At 70.5% G+C, this 20850-nt stretch carries 19 protein-coding genes; 8 read left to right on the top strand and 11 right to left on the bottom strand.

From position 1 onward, the window contains the following. Window positions 1-126: 126 nt before the first annotated feature. Window positions 127-1005, bottom strand: a complete 879-nt coding sequence (locus GXW74_RS07095) for an N-formylglutamate amidohydrolase (RefSeq protein ID WP_211845783.1) — start codon at window positions 1003-1005, stop codon at window positions 127-129. Between the two features lie 96 nt (window positions 1006-1101). Here GXW74_RS07095 and GXW74_RS07090 point away from each other — a divergent pair, with 96 nt between their 5' ends. Next, window positions 1102-2151: a flagellar motor protein MotB gene (locus GXW74_RS07090; protein WP_211845782.1), complete on the top strand. Its 1050-nt coding sequence runs from the start codon at window positions 1102-1104 to the stop codon at window positions 2149-2151. Next, entirely contained in the window at window positions 2148-3014 is an 867-nt protein-coding gene (motA, locus tag GXW74_RS07085; RefSeq protein WP_211845781.1) for a flagellar motor stator protein MotA, read from the top strand. The genes GXW74_RS07090 and motA overlap by 4 nt, the downstream gene beginning before the upstream one ends. Before the next feature lie 41 nt (window positions 3015-3055). On the opposite strand, the gene GXW74_RS07080 is transcribed toward motA, so the two are convergent. From GXW74_RS07080 to GXW74_RS07050, 7 genes are all read right to left on the bottom strand, one after another. Beyond that, complete coding sequence (locus GXW74_RS07080; protein WP_211845780.1) at window positions 3056-4282, bottom strand: PDDEXK family nuclease; 1227 nt, start codon at window positions 4280-4282, stop codon at window positions 3056-3058. After that, on the bottom strand, window positions 4275-5951 hold the full coding sequence (locus tag GXW74_RS07075; RefSeq protein WP_211845779.1) for a hydantoinase B/oxoprolinase family protein: 1677 nt from the start codon (window positions 5949-5951) through the stop codon (window positions 4275-4277). The genes GXW74_RS07080 and GXW74_RS07075 overlap by 8 nt, the downstream gene beginning before the upstream one ends. Then, the gene (locus tag GXW74_RS07070; protein ID WP_211845778.1) at window positions 5951-8038 is read right to left on the bottom strand and encodes a hydantoinase/oxoprolinase family protein; all 2088 of its coding nucleotides are present in this window, start codon (window positions 8036-8038) and stop codon (window positions 5951-5953) included. Before GXW74_RS07070 ends, GXW74_RS07075 begins: the two co-directional genes overlap by 1 nt. A 77-nt stretch (window positions 8039-8115) precedes the next feature. Continuing rightward, on the bottom strand, window positions 8116-8913 hold the full coding sequence (locus GXW74_RS07065; RefSeq protein ID WP_211845777.1) for a putative hydro-lyase: 798 nt from the start codon (window positions 8911-8913) through the stop codon (window positions 8116-8118). An 86-nt stretch (window positions 8914-8999) separates the two neighbouring features. After that, the gene (locus GXW74_RS07060) at window positions 9000-9887 is read right to left on the bottom strand and encodes a LysR family transcriptional regulator (RefSeq protein WP_211845776.1); all 888 of its coding nucleotides are present in this window, start codon (window positions 9885-9887) and stop codon (window positions 9000-9002) included. 7 nt (window positions 9888-9894) lie between these two features. Then, window positions 9895-11160 carry a Zn-dependent hydrolase gene (locus GXW74_RS07055; protein ID WP_211845775.1) on the bottom strand — a complete coding sequence of 422 codons (1266 nt, stop codon included), beginning with the start codon at window positions 11158-11160 and terminating at the stop codon, window positions 9895-9897. Window positions 11161-11247: 87 nt separating this feature from the next. Further along, entirely contained in the window at window positions 11248-12039 is a 792-nt protein-coding gene (locus GXW74_RS07050) for an SDR family oxidoreductase (protein ID WP_211845774.1), read from the bottom strand. A gap of 125 nt (window positions 12040-12164) precedes the next feature. Between GXW74_RS07050 and GXW74_RS07045 the strand changes: the two genes are divergently transcribed. From GXW74_RS07045 to GXW74_RS07020, 6 genes are all read left to right on the top strand, one after another. Further along, window positions 12165-13142, top strand: coding sequence for a 2-hydroxyacid dehydrogenase (locus GXW74_RS07045; RefSeq protein WP_211845773.1), 978 nt, complete (start codon window positions 12165-12167; stop codon window positions 13140-13142). A 57-nt stretch (window positions 13143-13199) separates the two neighbouring features. Then, window positions 13200-13844, top strand: coding sequence for a flavin reductase family protein (locus tag GXW74_RS07040; RefSeq protein ID WP_211845772.1), 645 nt, complete (start codon window positions 13200-13202; stop codon window positions 13842-13844). Window positions 13845-14003: 159 nt separating this feature from the next. Next, a complete protein-coding gene (locus GXW74_RS07035) occupies window positions 14004-14981 on the top strand; it encodes a Bug family tripartite tricarboxylate transporter substrate binding protein (RefSeq protein WP_211845771.1) in 978 nt (325 codons plus the stop codon). A gap of 77 nt (window positions 14982-15058) precedes the next feature. Then, complete coding sequence (locus GXW74_RS07030) at window positions 15059-16030, top strand: Bug family tripartite tricarboxylate transporter substrate binding protein (protein ID WP_211845770.1); 972 nt, start codon at window positions 15059-15061, stop codon at window positions 16028-16030. A 19-nt stretch (window positions 16031-16049) separates the two neighbouring features. Further along, the gene (locus GXW74_RS07025) at window positions 16050-17726 is read left to right on the top strand and encodes a thiamine pyrophosphate-dependent enzyme (RefSeq protein WP_211845769.1); all 1677 of its coding nucleotides are present in this window, start codon (window positions 16050-16052) and stop codon (window positions 17724-17726) included. A gap of 249 nt (window positions 17727-17975) precedes the next feature. Beyond that, complete coding sequence (locus tag GXW74_RS07020; RefSeq protein ID WP_211845768.1) at window positions 17976-18719, top strand: TorF family putative porin; 744 nt, start codon at window positions 17976-17978, stop codon at window positions 18717-18719. Between the two features lie 62 nt (window positions 18720-18781). Here the strand turns inward: GXW74_RS07020 and hpxZ are convergent, their stop codons facing one another. The 3 genes from hpxZ to GXW74_RS07005 are packed head-to-tail and all read right to left on the bottom strand — an operon-like array spanning window position 18782 to window position 20774. After that, complete coding sequence (hpxZ, locus tag GXW74_RS07015) at window positions 18782-19168, bottom strand: oxalurate catabolism protein HpxZ (protein ID WP_211845767.1); 387 nt, start codon at window positions 19166-19168, stop codon at window positions 18782-18784. A 2-nt stretch (window positions 19169-19170) separates the two neighbouring features. Further along, on the bottom strand, window positions 19171-20580 hold the full coding sequence (locus GXW74_RS07010) for an AtzE family amidohydrolase (protein ID WP_211845766.1): 1410 nt from the start codon (window positions 20578-20580) through the stop codon (window positions 19171-19173). After that, the gene (locus GXW74_RS07005) at window positions 20577-20774 is read right to left on the bottom strand and encodes a DUF4089 domain-containing protein (RefSeq protein ID WP_211845765.1); all 198 of its coding nucleotides are present in this window, start codon (window positions 20772-20774) and stop codon (window positions 20577-20579) included. Before GXW74_RS07005 ends, GXW74_RS07010 begins: the two co-directional genes overlap by 4 nt. Between the last annotated feature and the right edge of the window lie 76 nt (window positions 20775-20850).

Here is a 20850-nt window from a genome sequence, read left to right as displayed (position 1 = left end):
CGGCAAGGCGTTGCCTTCCGCTGTCTTTCTTGGACGTTTCCTCCCTAAACTTGGCGGTGCCCTCGGGCACCGCCTTCTTTTTTTGCGGACCGCGGAGAAGGCGTTGCTACGCTTTTGTGCGGTGCATCAAGAACGCAGGAAGGACCAATCCGTCGCGCAGAGGCTGGCGATCAGCCTCGTCAGGTCCGCCGTCAGCCGCCGGAAGCCAGCGCCCCGCTGGATGCGCGCCTCATCCATGTACAGCGCCCGCGCGACCTCGATCTGCAGCGCGTGCACGCCTTCCCTCGGCCGCCCGTAGTGGCGCGTGACGTAGCCGCCGGCGTAGGGGTCGTTGCGGCGGACACGATAGCCAAGGCCGATCAGCGCCTCCTCCGCCAGCCGCGTCGCACGCGGGGCACAGGCCGTGCCATGGGCGTCGCCCAGCACCATGTCCGGCGGGTTGGCCGCCTGGGCCGGATGCGCCGGCATGGAATGGCAGTCGATCAGCAGGCAGAAGCCGAACTGCGCGCGGGTGGTGGCGATCAGTTCGGCGAGCGCGGCATGGTAGGGCTCCCAGCAGCCACGGATGCGCGCCTCCGCCTCGGAGAAGGAGAGCCGGCGACGGTACACCGGCTCCCCGGTCGCGACGATGCGCGCGATGGTGCCGAGGCCGGCGCCGACGCGGGGACTGGAGGTGTTCACCCAGGGCGGCAACGGCCCGTCGAACATGCTTGGGTCGAGTTCCCAGGGCTCCCGGTTCACATCGCACCAGACCCGCGGAAACGTCGCCGCGAGCAGCGGCGCGCCATGGGCAGGGGCAGCCGCGAAAAGCTCGTCGACGAAGGAATCCTCGCTTCGCCGCAGCGCGGGCGGGGAAATGCGAGCCTCGGCCAGGAACTCGGCCGGATAGGCCTGGCCGGAATGGGGCGACGCGAAGACGACCGGCACGGTCTGCCGTGCCGGGCGGTAGATGACGAGTGGCGCCGTCTGGGCGGCGCCCGCAAAGCTGGGGCTGGGCAGATCCATCGCAGGCGACGAAACCATAGGCCCCGCCCGGTGTCACGCGGCGTACATCTCCGCGGTTAGCGAAGTGGTCAGCACCGCTGCGGCATCCTGACGGCGATGGCAGGCAAGGCGAAGGGCAACGGCGGCGGAACGATCATCATCCGCCGCGAGGAAGGCGGCGAGCACGGCCACCATGGCGGCGCGTGGAAGGTCGCCTACGCCGATTTCGTGACCGCCATGATGGCCTTCTTCCTGCTGATGTGGCTGCTGAACGCCACCACCGAGGAACAGCGCCGCGGGCTGGCCGATTATTTCGCGCCGACCAACCTGCTGGCGCGCTCGGTCTCCGGCTCCGGCCAGCCCTTCGGCGGGCGGACGCCGAATGATGACGGCAATTCGACCTCGACCCAGGGCGCCATGACCATCCAGCCCGGGACGCTTCCGGTCGTGATGGACATCGAGGAGGACGACAGCGACACGATCGCCCGCCCGCAACCGCATCGCGAAGGCCCCGAGGGGCGGGAGGATGCGGAGGTGTCGCGCTTCGTCGCCGCGACGCCCCCGGGCGCGCAGGCCGGTCCCGAGCCCCCGCGCGGCGGCCCCGCCGAGGCCCCCGCCCCCGAGGCCCGGCCCGAGGCGCTGGGCGAGGCCGAACTGCGGCGCGAGCTCGCCCGCCGGGAGCGCGAGGCCTTCGACCGGGTCGCCGAGCAGATCCGGGAGGCGGTCGCGACCGATCCGGCACTCGCCGACCTGGCCCGCCAGCTCCTCGTCGAACAGACGCCGCAGGGGCTGCGCATCCAGCTCGTGGACGCCGAACGTCAGCCGATGTTCGCGCTCGGCGGCACGGCGCCGAACGACCGTGCCCGCGCGCTGCTGGCGCGGGTGGCGCAGGCCGCCGCGCGCCTGCCCAACCCGGTCGCGATCTCCGGCCATACCGATTCGACGCCCTTCCGTGGCGGTGGGGACCGCAGCAACTGGGACCTCTCGGCCGAGCGGGCGAACGTGACACGCCGGCTGCTGGTCGAAGCGGGGCTCGCCGAGGGGCGCATCCGCAGCGTCAGCGGCCATGCCGACCGCGACCCGCTGCTGCCCGACCAGCCGACGGCCGCCGCCAATCGCCGCGTCTCCATCACGCTGCTGCGTGAGGCGCAGGAGGACCGCCCGTGACCTCGCTCGCCGGCTTCGGCTTCCTGCTCGCCTGCGTCTTCGGGGGCTACATCGCCGCCGGCGGCAAGCTCGACATCATCCTCAAGGCGCTGCCCTTCGAATTCGCCATCATCGGCGGCGCGGCGATCGGCACGCTGGTCATGGCGAACAGCATCGCCGACCTGAAGCATGTCGGCGGCGGGTTCGGGAAGCTGCTGAAGGGGGCGAAGTACAGGCGGCAGGACTACATGGATCTGCTGAGCCTGCTCTACTACCTGGTGCGCCTGGCGCAGACCAAGGGACCGATGGCTCTCGAACCGCATATCGAGAAGCCCGAGGAAAGCGCCGCCTTCAACAAGTTCCCGCGCATCGCCGCGGACCACCACGTGGTCCACCTGATCTGCGACTACCTGCGCATGGTCGGCATGAACGCCGACGACCCGCACCAGATCGAGGACGTGATGGCGAGGGAGCTCAAGAAGATCAAGGAGGAGGAGATGCACCCCTCCCACGCCATGCAGTCCATGGCGGATGCGCTGCCGGCGCTCGGCATCGTCGCGGCGGTGATGGGCGTGATCAAGACCATGGGTTCGATCGACGAACCGCCGGCGGTGCTTGGCAAGATGATCGGCGGCGCGCTGGTCGGCACCTTCCTGGGCGTGCTGCTGGCCTATGGGCTGATGGGCCCCTTCGCGGCACGGCTGAAGGGCGTGGTCGATGAGGAAAGCAAGTACTTCGAGGTGATCCGCGCCGTACTGGTGGCGCATCTGCACGGCAACGCGCCGCAGGTGGCGGTGGAGACGGGACGGAAGATGGTACCGAGCGGGCACATGCCGTCGTTCCAGGAACTGGAGCAGTCGCTGCAGGAGCTGCAGATTGCGTGACGAGCACCGAGGGTGCGGGAACCGTATGGCTTCGGGCCCGGCTATGCACCGCCGTCCAGGAGCACTCGAAGGCGCGGACGGAACACCGCAATCATGGCTGATGCAGCCTCGGTGAGATAGGCAAGATGCCGTTCGGTGCTTCCGGCGTCGAAGCGTTCCTCTCGCTGGATGCTGACCGCCGCCGTATTGCGGTCCTCCTGCCAACCTCGCCAGTTCAGCGACAGGTTCCCATATCGCTCGTGCAGTTCGGCCTCGATCGCATCGGCGTCCGCAGCAAGACGCTCGTAGAGCTGGAGGCCAGTTGCCTTGCCGCGGAGTCGAAGCACCACGCCGATCGTTCCGTCGCCGCGTGAACGATACACGTTGAGCCAGACGTCAGGGGTGAGGACATTCGCCCGGGCGCTGCTCGGGCCCTTCCGTCGCGGAATCTGTTGGTCCGGATCGTCAAACTTCACCCGGTCTTCAAAGGCCGTCCAGAAGGCCTTGTCCGCCTCGTAGGAGAATCCTTCCTCCGCATCCAGGACGGATCCATTGTCCTCGGCAACCGGCTGTGACGCATCGCCTTGCACGCCGGCGGCCTCCAGGGCCCGAAAGACCGTGCGCTCGACTTCCTCCGTTCGCATCAGCAGGCGCGGCTGCACCAGCAAGCGGCCATCCGGTAGCGCGTATCCCTTCATCTCGACCATCGCGAGCGTGAAGCGTAGCGCCGCGTGCTCCTGGAGGTACTCGGACATGGCCCGCGCGGTCGGATGAATGCCGTCACCGGCGACCAGCAGCAGAAACCGTCCCTTCTGGAGATTCGACGAAACAGCATCGACGAAGCGGGCCTCTTCGAGGTCGGGATGCCGTTCGGCGACCTGGCGAAAGAGCGAGTTCTGTCCACCGGTGCCCAATCGCTGCGATACGGCCGCCTGCAATTCACCGTAGCCCCAGCGTGTGAGCTCCTTCGCGTAGTCAAGGATCTGGCCCACGACCTCGCGACGCGCCTGAGGGTTCCGCCACAGCTTGCATTCGACCAGGATCAGTTGCCCGTGACGATTGGCGAAGAACGCATCCGCGGGGCCGGCGGGCGTCCGCAACTCCGAGCAGATCGCGACGGGCTGATCGAAGGCCGGATCGATCTCGCCCGCCGGCAGCGCGGAGGGATGTTGCAGCAGAAAATCCCTGAGCCACGCTTCATTCCGACCGGTGCCGACAAGCGAGACGGCAGGCAGCACCTGCCCGCCGTCGTCGTCCTGCAACACCAGCCTTGGGTAGGCGTCAGCCACTCTTGAAGCCGTAGACGGCCCGCGCCGCCTCCAGGCTCACCAGCCCATCCTCGACATCGCGCTTCACCAGATCGGGGTCGCGTTCCTTCGGGTCCCCCATCCCGCCGCCGCCGGGCAGCTTCAGCAGCAGATGCTTGCCCTTCGGGACGATCTGGAAGCCCTTGGTGCGCAGAACGGTGCCGTTCGGGTCGTTCAGCCCGACCCAGCCGGCCGCACCCTCCCCACCACCGTCGCGGCCCTTGGGCGGGTTCGCGACGCGGTCGAAGATGGCGTTCACCGCGAATTCGGCGTCGCCCTTGGCGCCGATCTCCATCACCTGGCCGAAGCCGCCGCGGGTGCGGCCGGCGCCGGCGGAATCCGGGCGGAGCTGCTTCTGCCAGAAGATCACCGGCGCGACGTTCTCGGTGGCTTCCACCGGCATGGTGCGCACGCCGGAGGGGAAGGCCGTGCCGTCGAGCCCGTCCTTGGTCGGCCGCGCGCCGGTGCCGCCGGAGTTGAAGGTGATGATCTCGAAATCCTCGGTCTCCGCCGCCTGGCCGGACACCTGGGAGCCACCCCGCAGCGGCGGGTTCCACAGGGCCGAGGAGCCTTCCGCATTGACCCGTTCCGGCACCGCCTGGTGCAGGCAGCCCATCATCAGGTCCGGCAGGAGCTGGCCGACGACGTGGCGCACCGACACCGGATAGGGATGCGGCGCGTTGAGGATGCAGCCTTCCGGGATCTCCATCTGGAAGGGCAGCAGGCTCGCCCAGTTGTTCGGCACTTCCGGCGCGACCACGCACTTGATGCCGAAGCAGGCATAGGCGCGGCAATAGGCGGGTGGGACATTGATGCCGCGGTTGGACAGGCCGGAGGTGCCGGCGAAATTCACCACGATGCGATCGTCATGGATCGTCATCGCCGCCTTGAGTGTGACCGGCGCCTCGTATCCGTCGGACTTGATCTCGGCACGGTAGGTATCGCGCGGCAGCTTCGCGATCTCGGCCAGCGTGGCACGGGTGCTCGCGTCGAAGATGTAGCCGCCGAGCTCGTCGAGGCTGTCCATCGCGAACTCGTCCATCATCTCGACGAGCCGCTTCGCGCCGGCGTCGTTGCAGGCGCAAAGCGAGTAGATGTCGCCTTCCAGCTCGACCGGCGTGCGGGACCCCGCGCGGATGAAGTCGAAGAAGGTCTCGTTCGGGACGTTGCGGTCGAAGCACTTCACGATCGGGATGTAGAGGCCTTCCTCGAAGACGCTCCGCCCTTCCGGCCCCATGCCGAGGCCGCCGATGTCGATGATGTGCGCGGTGTTGGCAAACAGCCCGACGATCCTGCCGTTGCGGAAGGCCGGCGTGACCACGGTGAGGTCATGCAGGTGGCCGGTGGCGAGCCAGGGGTCGTTGGTGATGTAGTGGTCGCCCGGCTTCATCACATGCGCCGGGAACTTCTTGAGGAAGTGCCCGACCGATTCCGCCATGGAATTCACATGGCCCGGCGTGCCGGTCACGGCCTGGGCGAGCATCCGGCCTTCCAGGTCGAAGATGCCGGCCGAAAGGTCGCCCGCCTCGCGCACCGTGGTGCTGAAGGCGGTGCGGATCATGGTCTGCGCCTGTTCCTCGACCACCGCGATCAGGCGGTTCCACTGGATCTGGCGCTGGATCTGCGCGAGTGCGCCTGTTTCCTTGCTCATCACGCGGCCTCCTGCGTCAGGTCGAGATAGCCGAGCCCATCCATCCGGCAGGTCCAGCCGGGCCCGATCAGCGTGCTGGTCTCGGCTTCCGCCACGATGGCGGGGCCGGCGACATGCGCGCCGGGGGACATGTGCTCGCGGTCGTAGACGGGCCATTCCGTCACCTCGCCGGTCGCGGTGTCGCGGACCATCTGGTGGCGGATGGGCTTGGGCGGCGCGCCGTCGGCGACCGGCGCGGCCGGTTCCACATGCGCCTCCACCGTGCGGACGGTGACGGCGAAGGAGAGGATCTCCACATCCGATCCCGGCACCGGCCGGTCATAGAAGCGGGTGTATTCGCTGTCGTAGAGGGCGCGGATCTCGGCGACATCGGCCTCGGTCAGCGCACGCGGCGGCAGCGGCACGGAGATCTCGTGGCCCTGGCCGACATAGCGCATGTAGGCGATGCGGGTTTCCTCGACCGGCTGGCCGAAGGCGCCTTCGGAGACGACCTTCGTCGCTTCCGCCGACATCGACGCCAGCAGGCCGTTCACCGCCTTGAGGTCGAAGGAGCCGAAGCGCTGATACAGCGACTTCACCACCTCGTAGGCCACCGGCGCGCGCAGGAAGCCGATGGCGGAGCCGACGCCGGCGCCGGAGGGCACCAGCATGCGCTTCACGCCGACCTTCTCGCAGACGCGGTAGCCATGCACCGGCCCGCCGCCGCCGAAGGCGATGACGATGCGCCCGTCATAGCCCTTGCCGCTTTCGATGGCGTGGACGCGGGCGGCGTTCGCCATGTTCTCGTCCACCATCTCGACCACGCCGAGGCCGGCCATGTCGGCGGACAGGCCCAGCTTGCCGCCGACATGTTCGGCCAGCGCCGCGCGCGAGAGCTCCGGCTTCAGCGGCAGCGATCCGCCGGCGAAGAGCTCCGGCTGGTAGCGCCCGAGCGCGAGGTTCGCATCCGTCACCGCCGGATGCGTGCCGCCGCGGCCGTAGCAGGCAGGCCCCGGATCGGCGCCTGCCGATTCCGGCCCCACCTGGATGCGGCCCATGCTGTCCACCTGGGCGATGGATCCGCCGCCGGCGCCGATCTCCACCATCTCGATGACGGGGATGCGCAGCGGCAGGCCGGAGCCCTTCTTGAAGCGGCCGACGCGCGCGACCTCGAAGGTGCGGCTCGCCTGCGGGCGGAAATCGTCGATCAGGCAGACCTTCGCCGTGGTGCCGCCCATGTCGAAGGACAGCACCTTGTCGAAGCCGCGCTGCTTCGCGACGAAGGCCGAGAAGATCGCCCCGCCCGCCGGGCCGGATTCCACCAGGCGGATCGGGAAGCGCGATGCCGTCTCGATCGTGGTCAGCCCGCCGCCCGAGAGCATCAGGAACAGCGGGCAGGCCAGGCCCGCCGCGCGCAGCCCGACCTCGAGCCGGCCGAGGTAGCTCGCCATCAGCGGCTGGACATAGGCATTGGCGACGGTGGTGGAGAAGCGCTCCCATTCGCGCATCTCGGGCGAGACCTCGCTCGACAGCGAGACCGGCAGCTCCGGCCACATCTCGCGCACGATGGCGGCGGCGCGCTGTTCGTGCGCCGGATTGACGAAGCCGTGCAGGAAGCCGATCGCGAGGCTCTCGATCCCTTCCTCGCGCAGGAAGGCGACATGCGCGCGCACCGCGTCCTCGTCCAGCGGCAGCAGCACCTTGCCGGTGTTGTCGAGGCGCTCCGGCACCGGCAGGCGCCAGCGGCGGCGCACCAGCGGCTGCGGCAGGTCGATGTTGAGGTCGTACTGGTCGTAGCGCGCCTCGTTGGCCAGCGCGAGGACGTCGCGGAAGCCCTCGGTCGTCAGCAGCGCGGTCTTCGCGCCCTTGCGTTCGATGATCGCGTTCGTCGCGAGCGTCGTGCCGTGGATGAGCAGCGCGAGGTCACCCGGCGCCATCGCCGCCTTGGCGAGCACCTGGCGCACGCCTTCCAGCACGCCCTGTTCCGGCGCATGGGGCGTGGTGAGGACCTTGGCCGTCCAGCGCTGGTCGCCCTTCTCGATGGCGAGGTCGGTGAAGGTGCCGCCGATATCGACGGCAAGGCGGGCATTGGCCGTGTCGGATGTCATGCTGTCCTGAAAATCCGGAGGTCGTGAGACGCGGGATTGCATATGGCGTGCCGGTGCATACCGCGCGCCGGGCGGGATCAGAAGACGGCGAGGCGCGAATTCACCAGGTCGGTCACCAGCATGCAGCCGGGCGCATGGGTGATGCAGAAGGGCGGCCTGGTCGCCGCGACCACTGCCTGCGGCGTGACCCCGCACGCCCAGAAGACGGGCATTTCGTCCTCCGTCATGTCGACGCCCTGGCCGGCATCAACCTTGGCGAGATCGGCGATGCCGATCATCTCCGGCTTGCCGATATGCACCGGCGCGCCATGCACCGAGGGGAAGCGGGAGGTGATCTGGATGGCGCGGATGGCATCCGCCGGGGCGAAGGGGCGCATGGAAACCACCAGCGGCCCATGGAACGGCCCCGCCGGCACCGTCGGGACGTTGGTGGTGTAGACCGGGACCGCCCTGCCCTGTTCCATGTGGCGCAGCGGCAGGCCGTCGGCGAGCAGCGCCTCCTCGAAGGAATGCGAGCAGCCGAGCAGGAAGGCCACGAGATCGTCGCGCCAGAGGTCGCGGATGTCGTGCACCTCCCCCACCATCACCCCATCCCGCCAGACGCGGTAGGTGCCGATGTCGGTGCGGATGTCGATGTCGCGGCCGAGGCTCGGCAGGGTCGGGTCGCCCGGCTCGGAACTCGCCAGCAACGGGCAGGGCTTGGGGTTCAGGGCGCAGAAGCGCTGGAAATCGGCGGCGAGATCGCGCGGCAGGATGGCGAGGTTCGCCTGGACATAGCCGGGCGCCATGCCGCCCGTCGGGTGCGGCCATTCGCCACGGCGGATGCGCTGGCGGACGTCCCAGCCGGTCTCATGCTGCACGGGATTGTGGTCCATGCGGGGCCTCCTCGGTCGGGCAGGCATTCCAACCCTTCGCGCCCCGACTGTCGAACGCGGAATTTGGATCGGGGTGATCGAAAAAATCAGCCGGGCGGTCCGGCCAGCTCCCGCGCCAGCCCCGCGATGGTCGCCGAGAGGTGGCTGTCCGGCTTGCGCAGATAGCTGACGTGGAAGTCCACGGCAGGCAGGGCGACATCCGCCACTTCCAGGATGCGCAAGGTGCCGGCGGCGATCTCCCGCTCCGCTGCGACCACCTGCATGACGCTGATGCAGACGCCGGCCTGGGCCAGTTCCGCCATGGTCGCGATGGAGGTGCTGCCCCACAGCCGCACCCCCGGCCCCCCCGCCTCTGCGAAGCAGCGGCGCAACTCCGCCGAGACCTCCGTATCGTGGGAGAAGCTGAGGATCGGCCAGCGCGTCAGCTCGGCGAGGCGCAGCGGGCGTTCCGGCAGGCCGAGCGACGGGCTCGCCAGCCAGCCGAGCGGGTAGGAACAGAGCGGCTGGTTGACCACGCGCGGGTCCTCCACCGTGCCGGCGAGCATGGCGACGTCGATATGCCCGGCCGCCAGGCTCTGGCGCAGCGCCGGGGTGATGTCCACCACCATGTCCAGCACGATGCCGGGATGCGCCGCGCCGATGCGTTCGACCAGGCGCGGCAGCAGGGTATGCGCCAGGGTTTCCGAGACGCCGATGCGCAGCAGGCCGCGCATGGCGGCGGGGTCGGCAATGGCGCGCAGCATCTCCTCGCGCAGATCGACCATCTGTTCCGCGTAGCGCAGCAGGGCAGTGCCCTCCGCGGTCAGCGTCACGCGCGGGCCGCGCTGGAAGATGCGGACGCCGAGTTCCTTCTCCAACTGCCCGATGCGGGCCGAGATCGCCGACTGCGTGGTGTTCAGCTTCGCCGCGGCGGCCCGGAAGCCGCCGAGGCGGACCACCCAGATGACGGTCTCGAGCGATCGCAGGTCGCGCATGCGCCCCCTACTGCGCCGCCTCTGCCGCCCAGCGCTGGACGACGGCGCAGGCGGCGGCGAAGTCCTCCATGCGCATGTCCTCCTTCGGGTTGTGGCTGCCGTTCTGGTTGCGCACGAAAAGCATGCTCGACGGGATCCTCGCCTCGGCGAAGGCGGCCGCGTCATGGCCGGCGCCGGAGGCCATCTCCAGATGCGCGATGCCGAGCGCCTCGGCGGCGCGCTTCAGCCCGGCGCGGATGCCCTCGTCCATGATGGCGGCGCGGCTGCCGGTCTCGGGGCCGAGGTCGAAGCGCACGCCGTGGCGGGCCTCGATCTCCGCCATGAAGCGGTGCAGCGCCTCGAACATCAGGTCGCAGGCGTGCGGGCTGACGCTGCGCACGTCGAGCTGGAAGGTCGCCTCGCCGGCGATCTTGGTGAAGCCGGCCTCGGCCGTCGTCGCCATGGTGCAGAAGGTGGAGACCAGCACATGGCCCATCGTGTCCAGCCGGCACCATTCCTCGTCCATGCGGTGCACGAGTTCGGCCAGCGCCGCCGCCGCGTCCCGCCGGTACTTGCGCGGCGTCGCGCCGGAATGGTTGTACTCGCCGACCACGCGGCCCTGGCGCAGGCGGCGGCTGCCGGGGATGCCGGTGACGATGCCGATCGGCACTTCCTCGCTGTCCAGCACCGGCCCCTGCTCGATGTGCAGTTCGAGATAGCCGGCGACGTTGTGCGGGCCGAGCGCGTGTTCCCCGCGCGCCACGGCGTCGGGGTCGAAGCCCTCCTCGCGCATGTGGTCGGCAAGGGTTCGCCCCGAATCCTGCCGCCTGATCTCCAGCCCATCCGCCTTGAACAGACCGAGCGACATGCGGCTGCCGGGGTAGGAGACGGGGAACCAGGCCCCCGCCTCCTCCGACCGGATCGCCATGACGGTGATGTCGCGCCCGGGCACGAAGCCCGCGCGCTTCATCCCCGCCACCGCGGCGAGGCCGGAGAGCACGCCCGCCGCGCCGTCGTAGTTGCCGCCCTGGCGGACGGAATCGAGATGGCTGCCGATGATGATCTGCTTCGCCGAACGATCCGCCCCGGGCAGGGTCATGTAGAGATTGCCCGCGACATCCGTCCGGCTCTCCAGCCCGATCCGGTCGGCGGCGTCGCGCACCAGCGCATGCGCCATGCGTTCGCCGGGGCCGTAGGCCTCGCGCGTCACCCCTTCCCCGTCTGCGCTCCCCGCGCGCAGGCCGGCGAAGAGTTCCGCGGCGAGGTCCATGTCGGGGGTCAGGTTCGGCAGCATCGTCTCAGTCCCTGTGGTTGCGCAGCATCCGATCGGGCCTTCGGCGCGGGGCGCGCGAAGCGCCCTGCGCATCCGGTCCGCGGGGGCTCACAGCATGCTTCGCACGCGCCCGCCATCGACGCGGATCATCGTGCCCGTGATGTAGCCGCCGGTCTCCCCGGCCAGGAAGGCGCCCATCGGCCCATAGTCCTCCGGCTTGCCGAGGCGGCCCATCGGGATCTCCTTCGCCGCCTTGGACAGCGCCTCGTCGAAGGTGATGCCTTCCTTCTCCGCGCGCACCGTGCTGGTGCCGCGCACGCGGTCGGTCAGGATGGTGCCCGGGGCGAGCACGTTCATCGTCACGCCGTCGGCGGCCACCTCGCCCGACAGCGTCTTGAGCCAGGCCCAGATCGAGGCGCGCAGCGTGTTGGACAGCGCCAGCGTCGGGATCGGGTGATGCATGCCCGAGGACCCGACGACGATGACGCGCCCCCACTTCTGCGCCCGCATCGCCGGCATCAGCTTCATGGTGATGCGGATCGGCGAGACGACGATGTTCTGGAACCACTTCACCAGGTCCGCTTCCTTCATCTCGGAAGCGGTGCAGACCGGCGGGCCGCCGTGGTTCAGCACCAGGATGTCGACGCCGCCCATCGCCTTCACCGCGGCCTCGGCCAGGCGGTCCATGTCCTCGCCATTGCCGACATCCGCGACCACGGTCGTCACCGCCTGGGCACCCACGGCCTTGAGCTCCTCGGCCGCCGTCGCCATTGCCGCGGTGTCGCGGCCGCTGATCGTCAGCACCGCCCCTTCGGCGGCGATCGCATCGGCGATCGACCGGCCGAGGCCCTTGGCCCCGCCCATCACCAGCGCGCGCTTGCCCTTGAGACCCAGATCCATCTTCGTGACCCCGTTTCCTGCCATCGAACAGGCGCGGACCCTGCCCCCTCCCCCGCCCCCTGGCAAGACAGGGCGGCCCGCGCCATGGTGGGCGCCCTCGCGTCGAATCAGGCAGGAAGTGTTCCATGGCCAAGCCCGTCATCCTCGTCACCCGGAAGCTGCCGGAGGATGTGGAAGCGCGGCTGGCGTCCCTGTTCGACGCACGGCTCAACACCGCCGACGAGCCGTGGTCGCGCGACGGCGCCGAGATCGTCCGCCGCACCGTGGAGACCGGCGCGGCCGGCATCCTCTGCGCCGCCGGCGACGCGCTCGATGCCCGCACGATCGGCGCCCTGCCGGAGGGGCTGCGCATCCTCGCGACCTTCAGCGTCGGCACCGACCATATCGACCTCGACGCCGCCCGCGCGCGCGGCATCGCGGTGGCCAACACGCCGGAGGTGCTCTCCTTCGCCACCGCCGAGATCGCCTTCACCCTCATGCTCATGGCCGCGCGCCGCGCCGGGGAGGGCGAGCGCCTGGTCCGCGCCGGCGCCTGGACCGGCTGGGCGCCGACGCAGCTCATGGGCGTGACGCTGGAAGGCAAGGCGCTCGGTGTCCTCGGCTTCGGCCGCATCGGGCGGGAGCTCGCCGCCATGGCGCGCGGCATGCGGATGGAGATCCACTACCGCAACCGCAGCCGGGTCGCGCCGGAACTCGAACAGGGCGCCATTTTCCATGACAGCGACGACGGCTTCCTCGCCGCGATCGATGTGCTGTCGATGCACATCCCGGGCGGGGCGGCGACGCGGCACTGGCTGAACGCCGAACGCCTGGCGAAGATGAGGCGCGGCGCCCTGGTGGTGAACACCGGCCGCGGCACCACCGTGGACGACGAGGCGCTGATCGCCGCGCTGCGCTCCGGCCGGATCCGTGCCGCCGGCCTCGACGTCTATGACGGCGAGCCGAAGGTGCATCCGGGCTACCTGGCGCTCGAGAACGTGGCGCTGCTGCCGCATCTTGGCTCCGCCACCATCGAGACGCGCGATGCCATGGGCGCGCGCTGCATCGAGAACCTCGCAGCCCTTCTGATCGACGGGCGGGAACCGCCTTATCGCGCCGCCTAGCAACCGCGCGCCGCGCCCCCACCTTCCGCAGCATCTCCCCGCCAAGGACTCCGCAGCATGCTCTTCGATTTCGCCAGGATTCCCCACGAGCAGGCGTACAAGCTCGTCGTCGCCTCGGTCGTGCCGCGCCCGGTCGCCTGGGTGGTCAGCCAGGACCGCGCGGGGAACGTCAACGCCGCGCCCTATTCCTTCTTCAACGCCTTCTCGGACAACCCGGTCGTCGTCGGCATCGGCTGCGGCCCGCGCGCGCCAGGTGCGGTGAAGGACACCCTCGCCAATATCGAGGCGACGGGACAGTTCGTGGTGAACCTCGTCTCCGCCGCCAATGCGGAGCAGATGAACATCACCGCCATCGACTTCCCGCCCGGCGTGAGCGAGATCACGGAAGCCGGTCTGACCACGACGCCGAGCGCGGTGGTGAAGGTGCCGCGCATCACCGAAAGCCCGGTCGCGCTGGAATGCGAGATCTTCCAGTTCGTCCCGGCCGGCCGGCATACGATCGTCATGGGCAGGGTCGTGGCGCTGCACGTGCGCGACGACTGCATGCTCGACCCGGCGAAGTTCTATGTCGATACGCCGAAGCTCGAACTCGTCGGGCGCATGCACGGGCGCGGCTGGTACGCGCGCACCACCGACCGGATCGAGATCCCGCGGATCTCCGTCGCGGAGTGGGAAGCGCGCAAGAAGGGCGCGGCGGACTGACGCCCGCCTGGCTTCGGCGACGAACGACCCGGATCAGGAAGACCGGAGGGGCGCCGCCCCTCCAACCCGCGACCTGGACATCTCCCGCCGCCCCCGCCAGCCTCCACCGCAAAGCGCAGGCCCGACGGCCGGGACCGCGCGCCACGGAGGACCTGTCCCATGCCCATCCCGCGCCTGCCGCGGCGAAAGCTGTTGTTGCTCGCCGCCACCCTGCCCGCCCCCGCCCTCGCCCAGGCTTTCCCGGATCGGCCGCTGCGCCTGGTGATCCCCTGGCCGCCCGGCGGCACCAACGACATCGTCGGGCGGCTGATCGCCGACGGCATGGCAACCCGGCTCGGCCAGCCGGTGGTGATCGAGAACCGTGGCGGCGCGGGTGGCGCGCTCGGCGCCGAGGTCGTCGCCAAGGCCGCGCCCGATGGCTACACGCTGCTCCTCGGCGGCTCCGGCAGCCTGACGATCAACCAGCTCGTCCGGCGGCGGATCCCCTACGATCCGGCGACCGCCTTCGCGCCGATCGGCATGATCGGCAGCGGCGCCAACGTCATCGTCGTGCATCCCTCGGTGCGCGCGACGACGCTGCGCGAGTTGCAGGCCGCGGCGCGGGCGGCCGATCCGCCGCTCAACTACGCCTCTCCCGGCGTCGGCAGCACCGGCCATGCGGCGGGCGCGCTCGTGACCCAGGTGCTCGGCGTGGAGATGGAGCACGTCCCCTATCGCGGCACCGGCCCGGCGATGAACGACGTGGTCGCCGGGCGCATCCAGGTCTTCACCAATGCGCTCGCGCCGATGCAGCCGCAGATCCAGGCCGGGACGGTGCGCGCGCTCGCCATCGCCGGGCCGCGCCGCAACGCCGCCATGCCGGACCTGCCCACCACCGCGGAGGCCGGCTTCCCCGAGATCCAGGCCGCCACCTGGTTCGCGCTGCTGGCCACCGGCGGCACGCCGCCGGACCGCATCGCGCGCCTGCACGCCGCCCTCAACGCCACCGTCGCCGACACGGACATACGCCGGAAGCTCGAGGAAGGCGGCCTCGACGTCGAGACCAGCGAGAGCCCCGCCGCCTTCGCCCGCTTCGTGCAGCAGGACCACGAGCGCTGGGCGCCGGTGGTCCGCCGCGCCGGCGTCAGTGTGGAGTGATCCCCCTCCCCCCCCACCCTTGCGGCATCCGCCGGTTCCGGCAGGATGCGCGCAAGGGAAGGAAATGGAACACGTCCATGATCGCACGCCGCCATCTGGCGCTCGCGGCCCTGCCGCTGCTCGCGCGCCCCGCGCTCGCGCAAGGGGGCGCCTGGCCGAACCGGACCATCCGCCTGATCATTCCCTGGCCGCCGGGCCAGGCGACGGACCTCGTCGGCCGCATCATGGCGCAGCGGCTGTCGGACAAGCTCGGCCAGCAGGTGGTGCCGGAGAACAAGCCGGGGGCCGGCGGATCGATCGGCACCGACTTCGTCGCCAAGGCGGCACCGGACGGCCACACGCTGCTCGCCGCCTCGATCGGGCCGATCTCCTTCGGGCCGCTGATCCATCGCCTGCCCTATGACGTGGAGCGGGACCTCGCGCCGATCGCGACCTTCTCCGGCTCGCCCTACGTCCTGGTCGTGCGCACGGACAGCCCGGCGCGGGATGCGCGCGGGCTGCTCGCCATGCTGCGGGCGGCGCCGGGGCGGCACACCTACGCCTCCTCCGGCGTCGGCGGCGCGCAACACCTGCTCGGCGCGCTCTTCGTCGCGCGCACGCAGGTCGAGGTGCTGCACGTGCCCTTCCAGGGCAGCGGCCCGGCGATGGCGGCGCTGCTCGGCGGCCAGGTGGATTTCGCCATCGAAACCCTCGCCGGCGCCGGCGCCCTGATCCGCGAAGGCAAGCTGCGCGCGCTCGGCGTCACCGTCGGGCGCCGGACGGCGCTGATGCCGGAGGTGCCGCCCATCGCCGAGGCGGCCGACCTGCCCGGCTACGACTACATCGGCTGGATCGGCCTGATGGCGCCGGCGGCGACGCCCCGGCCGATCCTCGACCGGCTCTCGGCCGAGCTCGCCGCCGCCTCGGCGCTCGAGGAGACGCGCCTGCGCCTCGCCTCGATCGGCACCGAGGCCATCCCGCGCGGACCCGACGAATTCCGCGCCCTGCTCGCCGAACAGCGGGTCGCCTTCGGCGCCGTCATCCGGCAGCTCGGCATCCGCGCCGAGTAACCCCATCAAGGACTGACCCATGACCCGCACCGTCGGCCGCATCCTGGCCGAGAGCCTGGCCGCCCACGACGTCGACCTCATCTATTGCGTGCCGGGCGAGTCCTATCTCGGCCTGACCGATGCGCTGACCGATGTCCCCGGCATCCGCCTGGTGGTCTGCCGGCACGAAGGCGGCGCTGGCTTCATGGCCGCGGCCGACGGGCGGATGCGCGACGGGCGGGCCGGCGTCGCCCTGGTGTCGCGTGGCCCGGGTGTCACCAATGCGATGATCGCGCTGCACACCGCCTATCACGACGCCACGCCGCTGGTGATGCTGATCGGCCATGTCGAGCGCAAGGATGTCGGCCGCCTGGCGCTGCAGGAACAGAACTATTCCCGCCTGCTGTCGGATGTGACCAAGGGCGTCTTCGAGGTCATTCAGCCCATCCAGGCGAGCGAGGTGATCGCCCGCGCCTTCCACCTCGCGCAATCGGGCACACCGGGCCCGGTCGCCGTGATCCTGCCCGAGGACATCTTCGACGAGCCCGCCGAAGGCCCCCTCGTGCAGCCGCGGGCGCTGCCGCTGCCCGGCCCGCGCCCCGAGGACCTCGACCGGCTGGCCGAGATGCTGGCGAATGCGGAACGTCCGCTGGTGCTCGTCGGCGGCGCCATGGCGACCGGCGGGGCGGCGGCGCTCGCCGACCTCAACCGGCTGGCCGAGGCCTGGACGCTGCCGATCAGCCCGACCCATCGCCGGCCGCACCTGTTCGATGCGCATCATCCCAACTACGGCGGCTACATGGGCATCCGCGTGCCCAGGCCGCTGATCGAGGAGATGAAGAAGGCCGACCTCATGGTCTGCCTGGGGGAGCGGCTGTCGGACAGCATCAGCCAGTCCTACACCTTCCCCGCCGCGCCCGACCCGCAGCTTCCGCTGGTGCAGGTCTGGCCGGACGCCAACGAGATCGGCCGCGTCTGGCGCGTCGACCTGCCGATCGCGGCCGACCCGCATGCCGTGATCCGCGGCCTGCTGGCGCGCAACGCGCCGGAGGCGAGCGAGGCGCGGCGCCGCTGGGTGAAGGGCTTGAACACCATCCATCGCGAGTTGCTCGCACCCGAATGGGACCGGATGGAGGACGGGGTGAATTTCGCCGCGGTCTGCGCGGCCATGGCCCGGCATATCCCGGCGGATGCGGCGGTCACCTCGGATGCGGGGAATTTCTCCTCCTTCCTGCACCGCTATTTCCCGTTCCGGCAGACGCAGATGTTCCTCGCCTCGAATGTAGGCGCCATGGGGTCCGCGGTGCCCATGGCAGTGGCAGCGGCGCTGCGGCGGCCTGGAAAGCGGGCAGTTGCCTTCGTCGGGGACGGCGGCATCCTGATGACCGGCAACGAGATCGCGACCGCGATGCGCGAAGGCGTCGCGCCGGTGGTGATCCTGTCCGACAATTCGGGCTACGGCACCATCGGCATGCACCATGAAGGGCGCTACCCGGGCCGTCCCTACGACCAGGCGACGCGGCTCGTGAATCCGGATTTCGTCGCCTGGGCGCAGTCCTTCGGCGCCGCCGCCTTCGCCATCCGGACCGAGGAGGAGATCGAGCCGGTCCTCTCAGAGGCCTTCGCGGTCACGGACCGGCCGGTGGTGGTGCATGTGAAGTCGTCGGCCGTGCAGGCCTCGGCCTGGCGCAAGCGGACCATGCCCTTGCCGGCCTGACCCGACGGACGCCGCCCCGCCGGACGGGCGGCGCCTTTGCGGGATTTTTGCGCGGCGGCCGCGGCTTCCGCATCGCGCCTTTATCCAACTCCGATCGAGAACCGGACGCCCCACGGTCCTGCCGCCCAGCGGCCGGCGCCGCGCTCGGCACAGGCTTTGCTACGTCAGCAATCGAGGAAGCACCGGGACCCGGTTGGTGGTCTTTGGATCGTCGCGCTGACGACGCAGGAAAGGATCGGACGGCTACACATGCTCAAAACAATCGCCGCACTTGCCCTTGGTCTTGGGGTCGCGGCCGCCGCGACGCCGGCCTCTGCCCAGGTCGACCTCGGCAGCGGCTTCTCGGTCACCGGAACGATCACCGGTGCCACCGACTACGTCTTCCGCAACATCAGCCAGACGCGCAGCCGGCCCGCGATCCAGGGTGCCGTGGAGCTCTCCCACGAGACCGGCTTCTACATCGGCAGCTTCGCCAGCAACGTCACCTTCCCGAACACCAATGCACGGCAGGAAGTCGACCTGATCGGCGGCTGGCGCCACACCATCGACAGCTTCACCATCGATGTCGGCGGCACCTGGTACACCTATCCGGGCTACGACGCGCAGCCGGGGCAGTACGAGCTCGCCTATGCCGAAGCCATCCTCAAGCTGAAATACGAGCTGGAGCCGGTCACCTTCCTCGGCACCGCCGCCTATTCGCCGAACTTCTTCGGCCGGTCGGGCGACGGCTGGTATCTGGAAGGCGGCGTCGACGTGAAGATCCCGGTGATCGACGTCACGCTCTCCGGCCGCCTCGGCTACCAGTGGATCGAGCGCAACAACCGCTTCGGCGCGCCGGACTACCTCGCCTACAGCATCTACGTCTCGCGTCCGATCGCCTGGGGCGTCTCGGTCTCGGCAGGCTGGTACGGCACGGACATCAGCCAGTCGGAATGCGGCGGGCTCAAGGTCTGCGACGGGCGGTTCATCGCCTCGGTCTCCTGGACCTTCTGACCAGCGGGCGGGCGGCCGCTGCCGCCCGCCTCCATGGCCCGGCCGCCCTTTTCCCTCTCCCGTCAGGCCAGCGGGGTTTCCAGCAGGCTCACATGCGCCGCGACCACCCGCCAGCCATCGGGGAAGCGCACCCAGCTCTGCTGCTGCCGGCCGATGCGGGCCGAGCCCTCCCGCCGGAAGGTGATCGAGGCGGTGGCGAAGTCCCGCCCATAGGTGGTGATGGAGGTGCGAAGGATCTCCCGCCGCAGCCCGGCCGGGGAGCGCGCGGCGCGAAAGGCGGCGATCTCGGTCGCGCCGAACAGGTTCTCGGTGGCGCCGAAGCGCACCGTGTGCGGGCTTTCCCAGAACAGCTCGTCGAGCACCGGCACGTCGTTGCTCACCAGCGCCGTCTCGTAGCGGGCGAAGGCAGCCTCGACCTCGGCCTTCACCTCGGGGATGTCGATCTGCATGCTCAGGCTCCGAAAGGGGCGACGGGGGCGCGGGCGATGCCTTCGCGTTCGAGCGCATGGGCAACGCGCATCGCGAGATCCTCCCGCCAGGGCGGCGCGATCACCTGCACGCCGATCGGCAGGCCGCGGCCGGCCGGCCAGACCGGCACCGCCACCACCGGCAGGCCGATGAAGGAGATGGGCTGCGTATAGAGGCCGATATTCGGCCGCAGCGGCATCTCCACCCCATCGAGCGTGACGGTCTGCGTGCCGAGCCGCGGTGCCGGCATGGGCGTCGCGGGTGCGAGCAGCACGTCGTGGTCGCGAAACACCGATCCGACCTGGTCGGCGAACCAGCGACGGAAGCGTTGCGCCGTCATCAGCCAGGCGGCCGGCAGCAGGGCGCCGGCGATCAGCCGGTCGCGCACCGCCGGGTCGAAATCCCCCGGCCGTTCGCGCAGGCGCGGCAGGTGGAATTCCGCCGCCTCGGCCATGGTGATGAGAAAGGCGGCGCCCCGAGCGCGCTCGGCTTCCGGCAGCGCGGCTTCCGTCGTCACGCCGAGCGCGGAACAGACGAGGTCCATCGCCGCGTCGCTCTCCGCCAGCCGGTGCTGTGCGAACCAGCCGCCGAGCCGCGCGATGCGCAACCCCGCGATGCCGGCCTCGAAGCCGGCGCCAACCGGCTCCGCCGGCCGCCGTGCGCAGCCGGGATCGGCGGCGTCCGGCCCCTGCATGGCGTCGTAGCCGGCGGCGAGATCGCGCACGGAGCGGGCCAGCGGCCCGACATGGTCGAGCGCCGCGACGAAGGGAAAGGAATGCCCCCGCGACAGCCGCCCATAGGTCGGCTTCAGCCCGAAGGTGCCGCAGAAGGAGGACGGCACGCGGATCGAGCCATTGGTGTCCGACCCCAGCGCCACCGCCGCCAGCCCGCCCGCCACCGCGCCGCCTGAACCGCCCGAGGATCCGCCCGTCATGCGCGTCGTATCGTGCGGGTTGCGCGACGGTCCGTCATGCGCGTTCTCGCCGGTGAAGTCATAGGCGTATTCGCCCATGTTCAGACCGCCGAGCAGCAATCCGCCGGCGGCTTCCATCCGCGCCACCAGGGTCGCATCCGTCGTCGCCGGAGGCAGGTCGCGGTTGATGCGGGACCCGGCCCGCGTCGCGATGCCGGCGATGTCGAACAGGTTCTTCGCCGCGAAGGGCGCGGCGGCGAGTGGTGGCAAGGCCTCCTTCCTCGCACGCGCCGCATCCAACGCCGCGGCACGGGCACGCGCCCGGTCGGCGGTGACGTCGGTGAAGGCGTTGAGCACCGGGTTGCGCGCGGCGATGCGCGCCAGCGCGGCCTCGGCGATCTCGGCCGCACTCGCATCGCCGGCGTGGAAGGCGGCGGCGATGCCGACCGCATCGCGGTCGAGCAGCGGGTCGGTGCTCATCGGCCAGGCTCGAAGACCGGCGCGGGCTCGACCGTGTCGGGCAGCCGGAAGGTCTGGAGCGATGCGGCGATGGCGCCTGCGACGCGGAGATTCGCCCCGACCGCCGCGCGCCAGGCCGGATCGAGCGGAATGCCGGTGGCCGGCAGCAGGGCGGCGATGATCGCCTCGGGGTCGGGGGGTGTCGGATCGGGCATGCCGCGAAACTCCAGTGGCCGGGAGGGTCCGGCAGAGTTGCGGCAGAGTGATGCAATCCCCGCGCCGCCGCACTTG

Origin of the sequence: Neoroseomonas eburnea, assembly GCF_018129005.1 — a bacterium.
Classification (GTDB): domain Bacteria; phylum Pseudomonadota; class Alphaproteobacteria; order Acetobacterales; family Acetobacteraceae; genus Neoroseomonas; species Neoroseomonas eburnea.
This window is presented reverse-complemented; position numbering and strand designations above follow the sequence as displayed.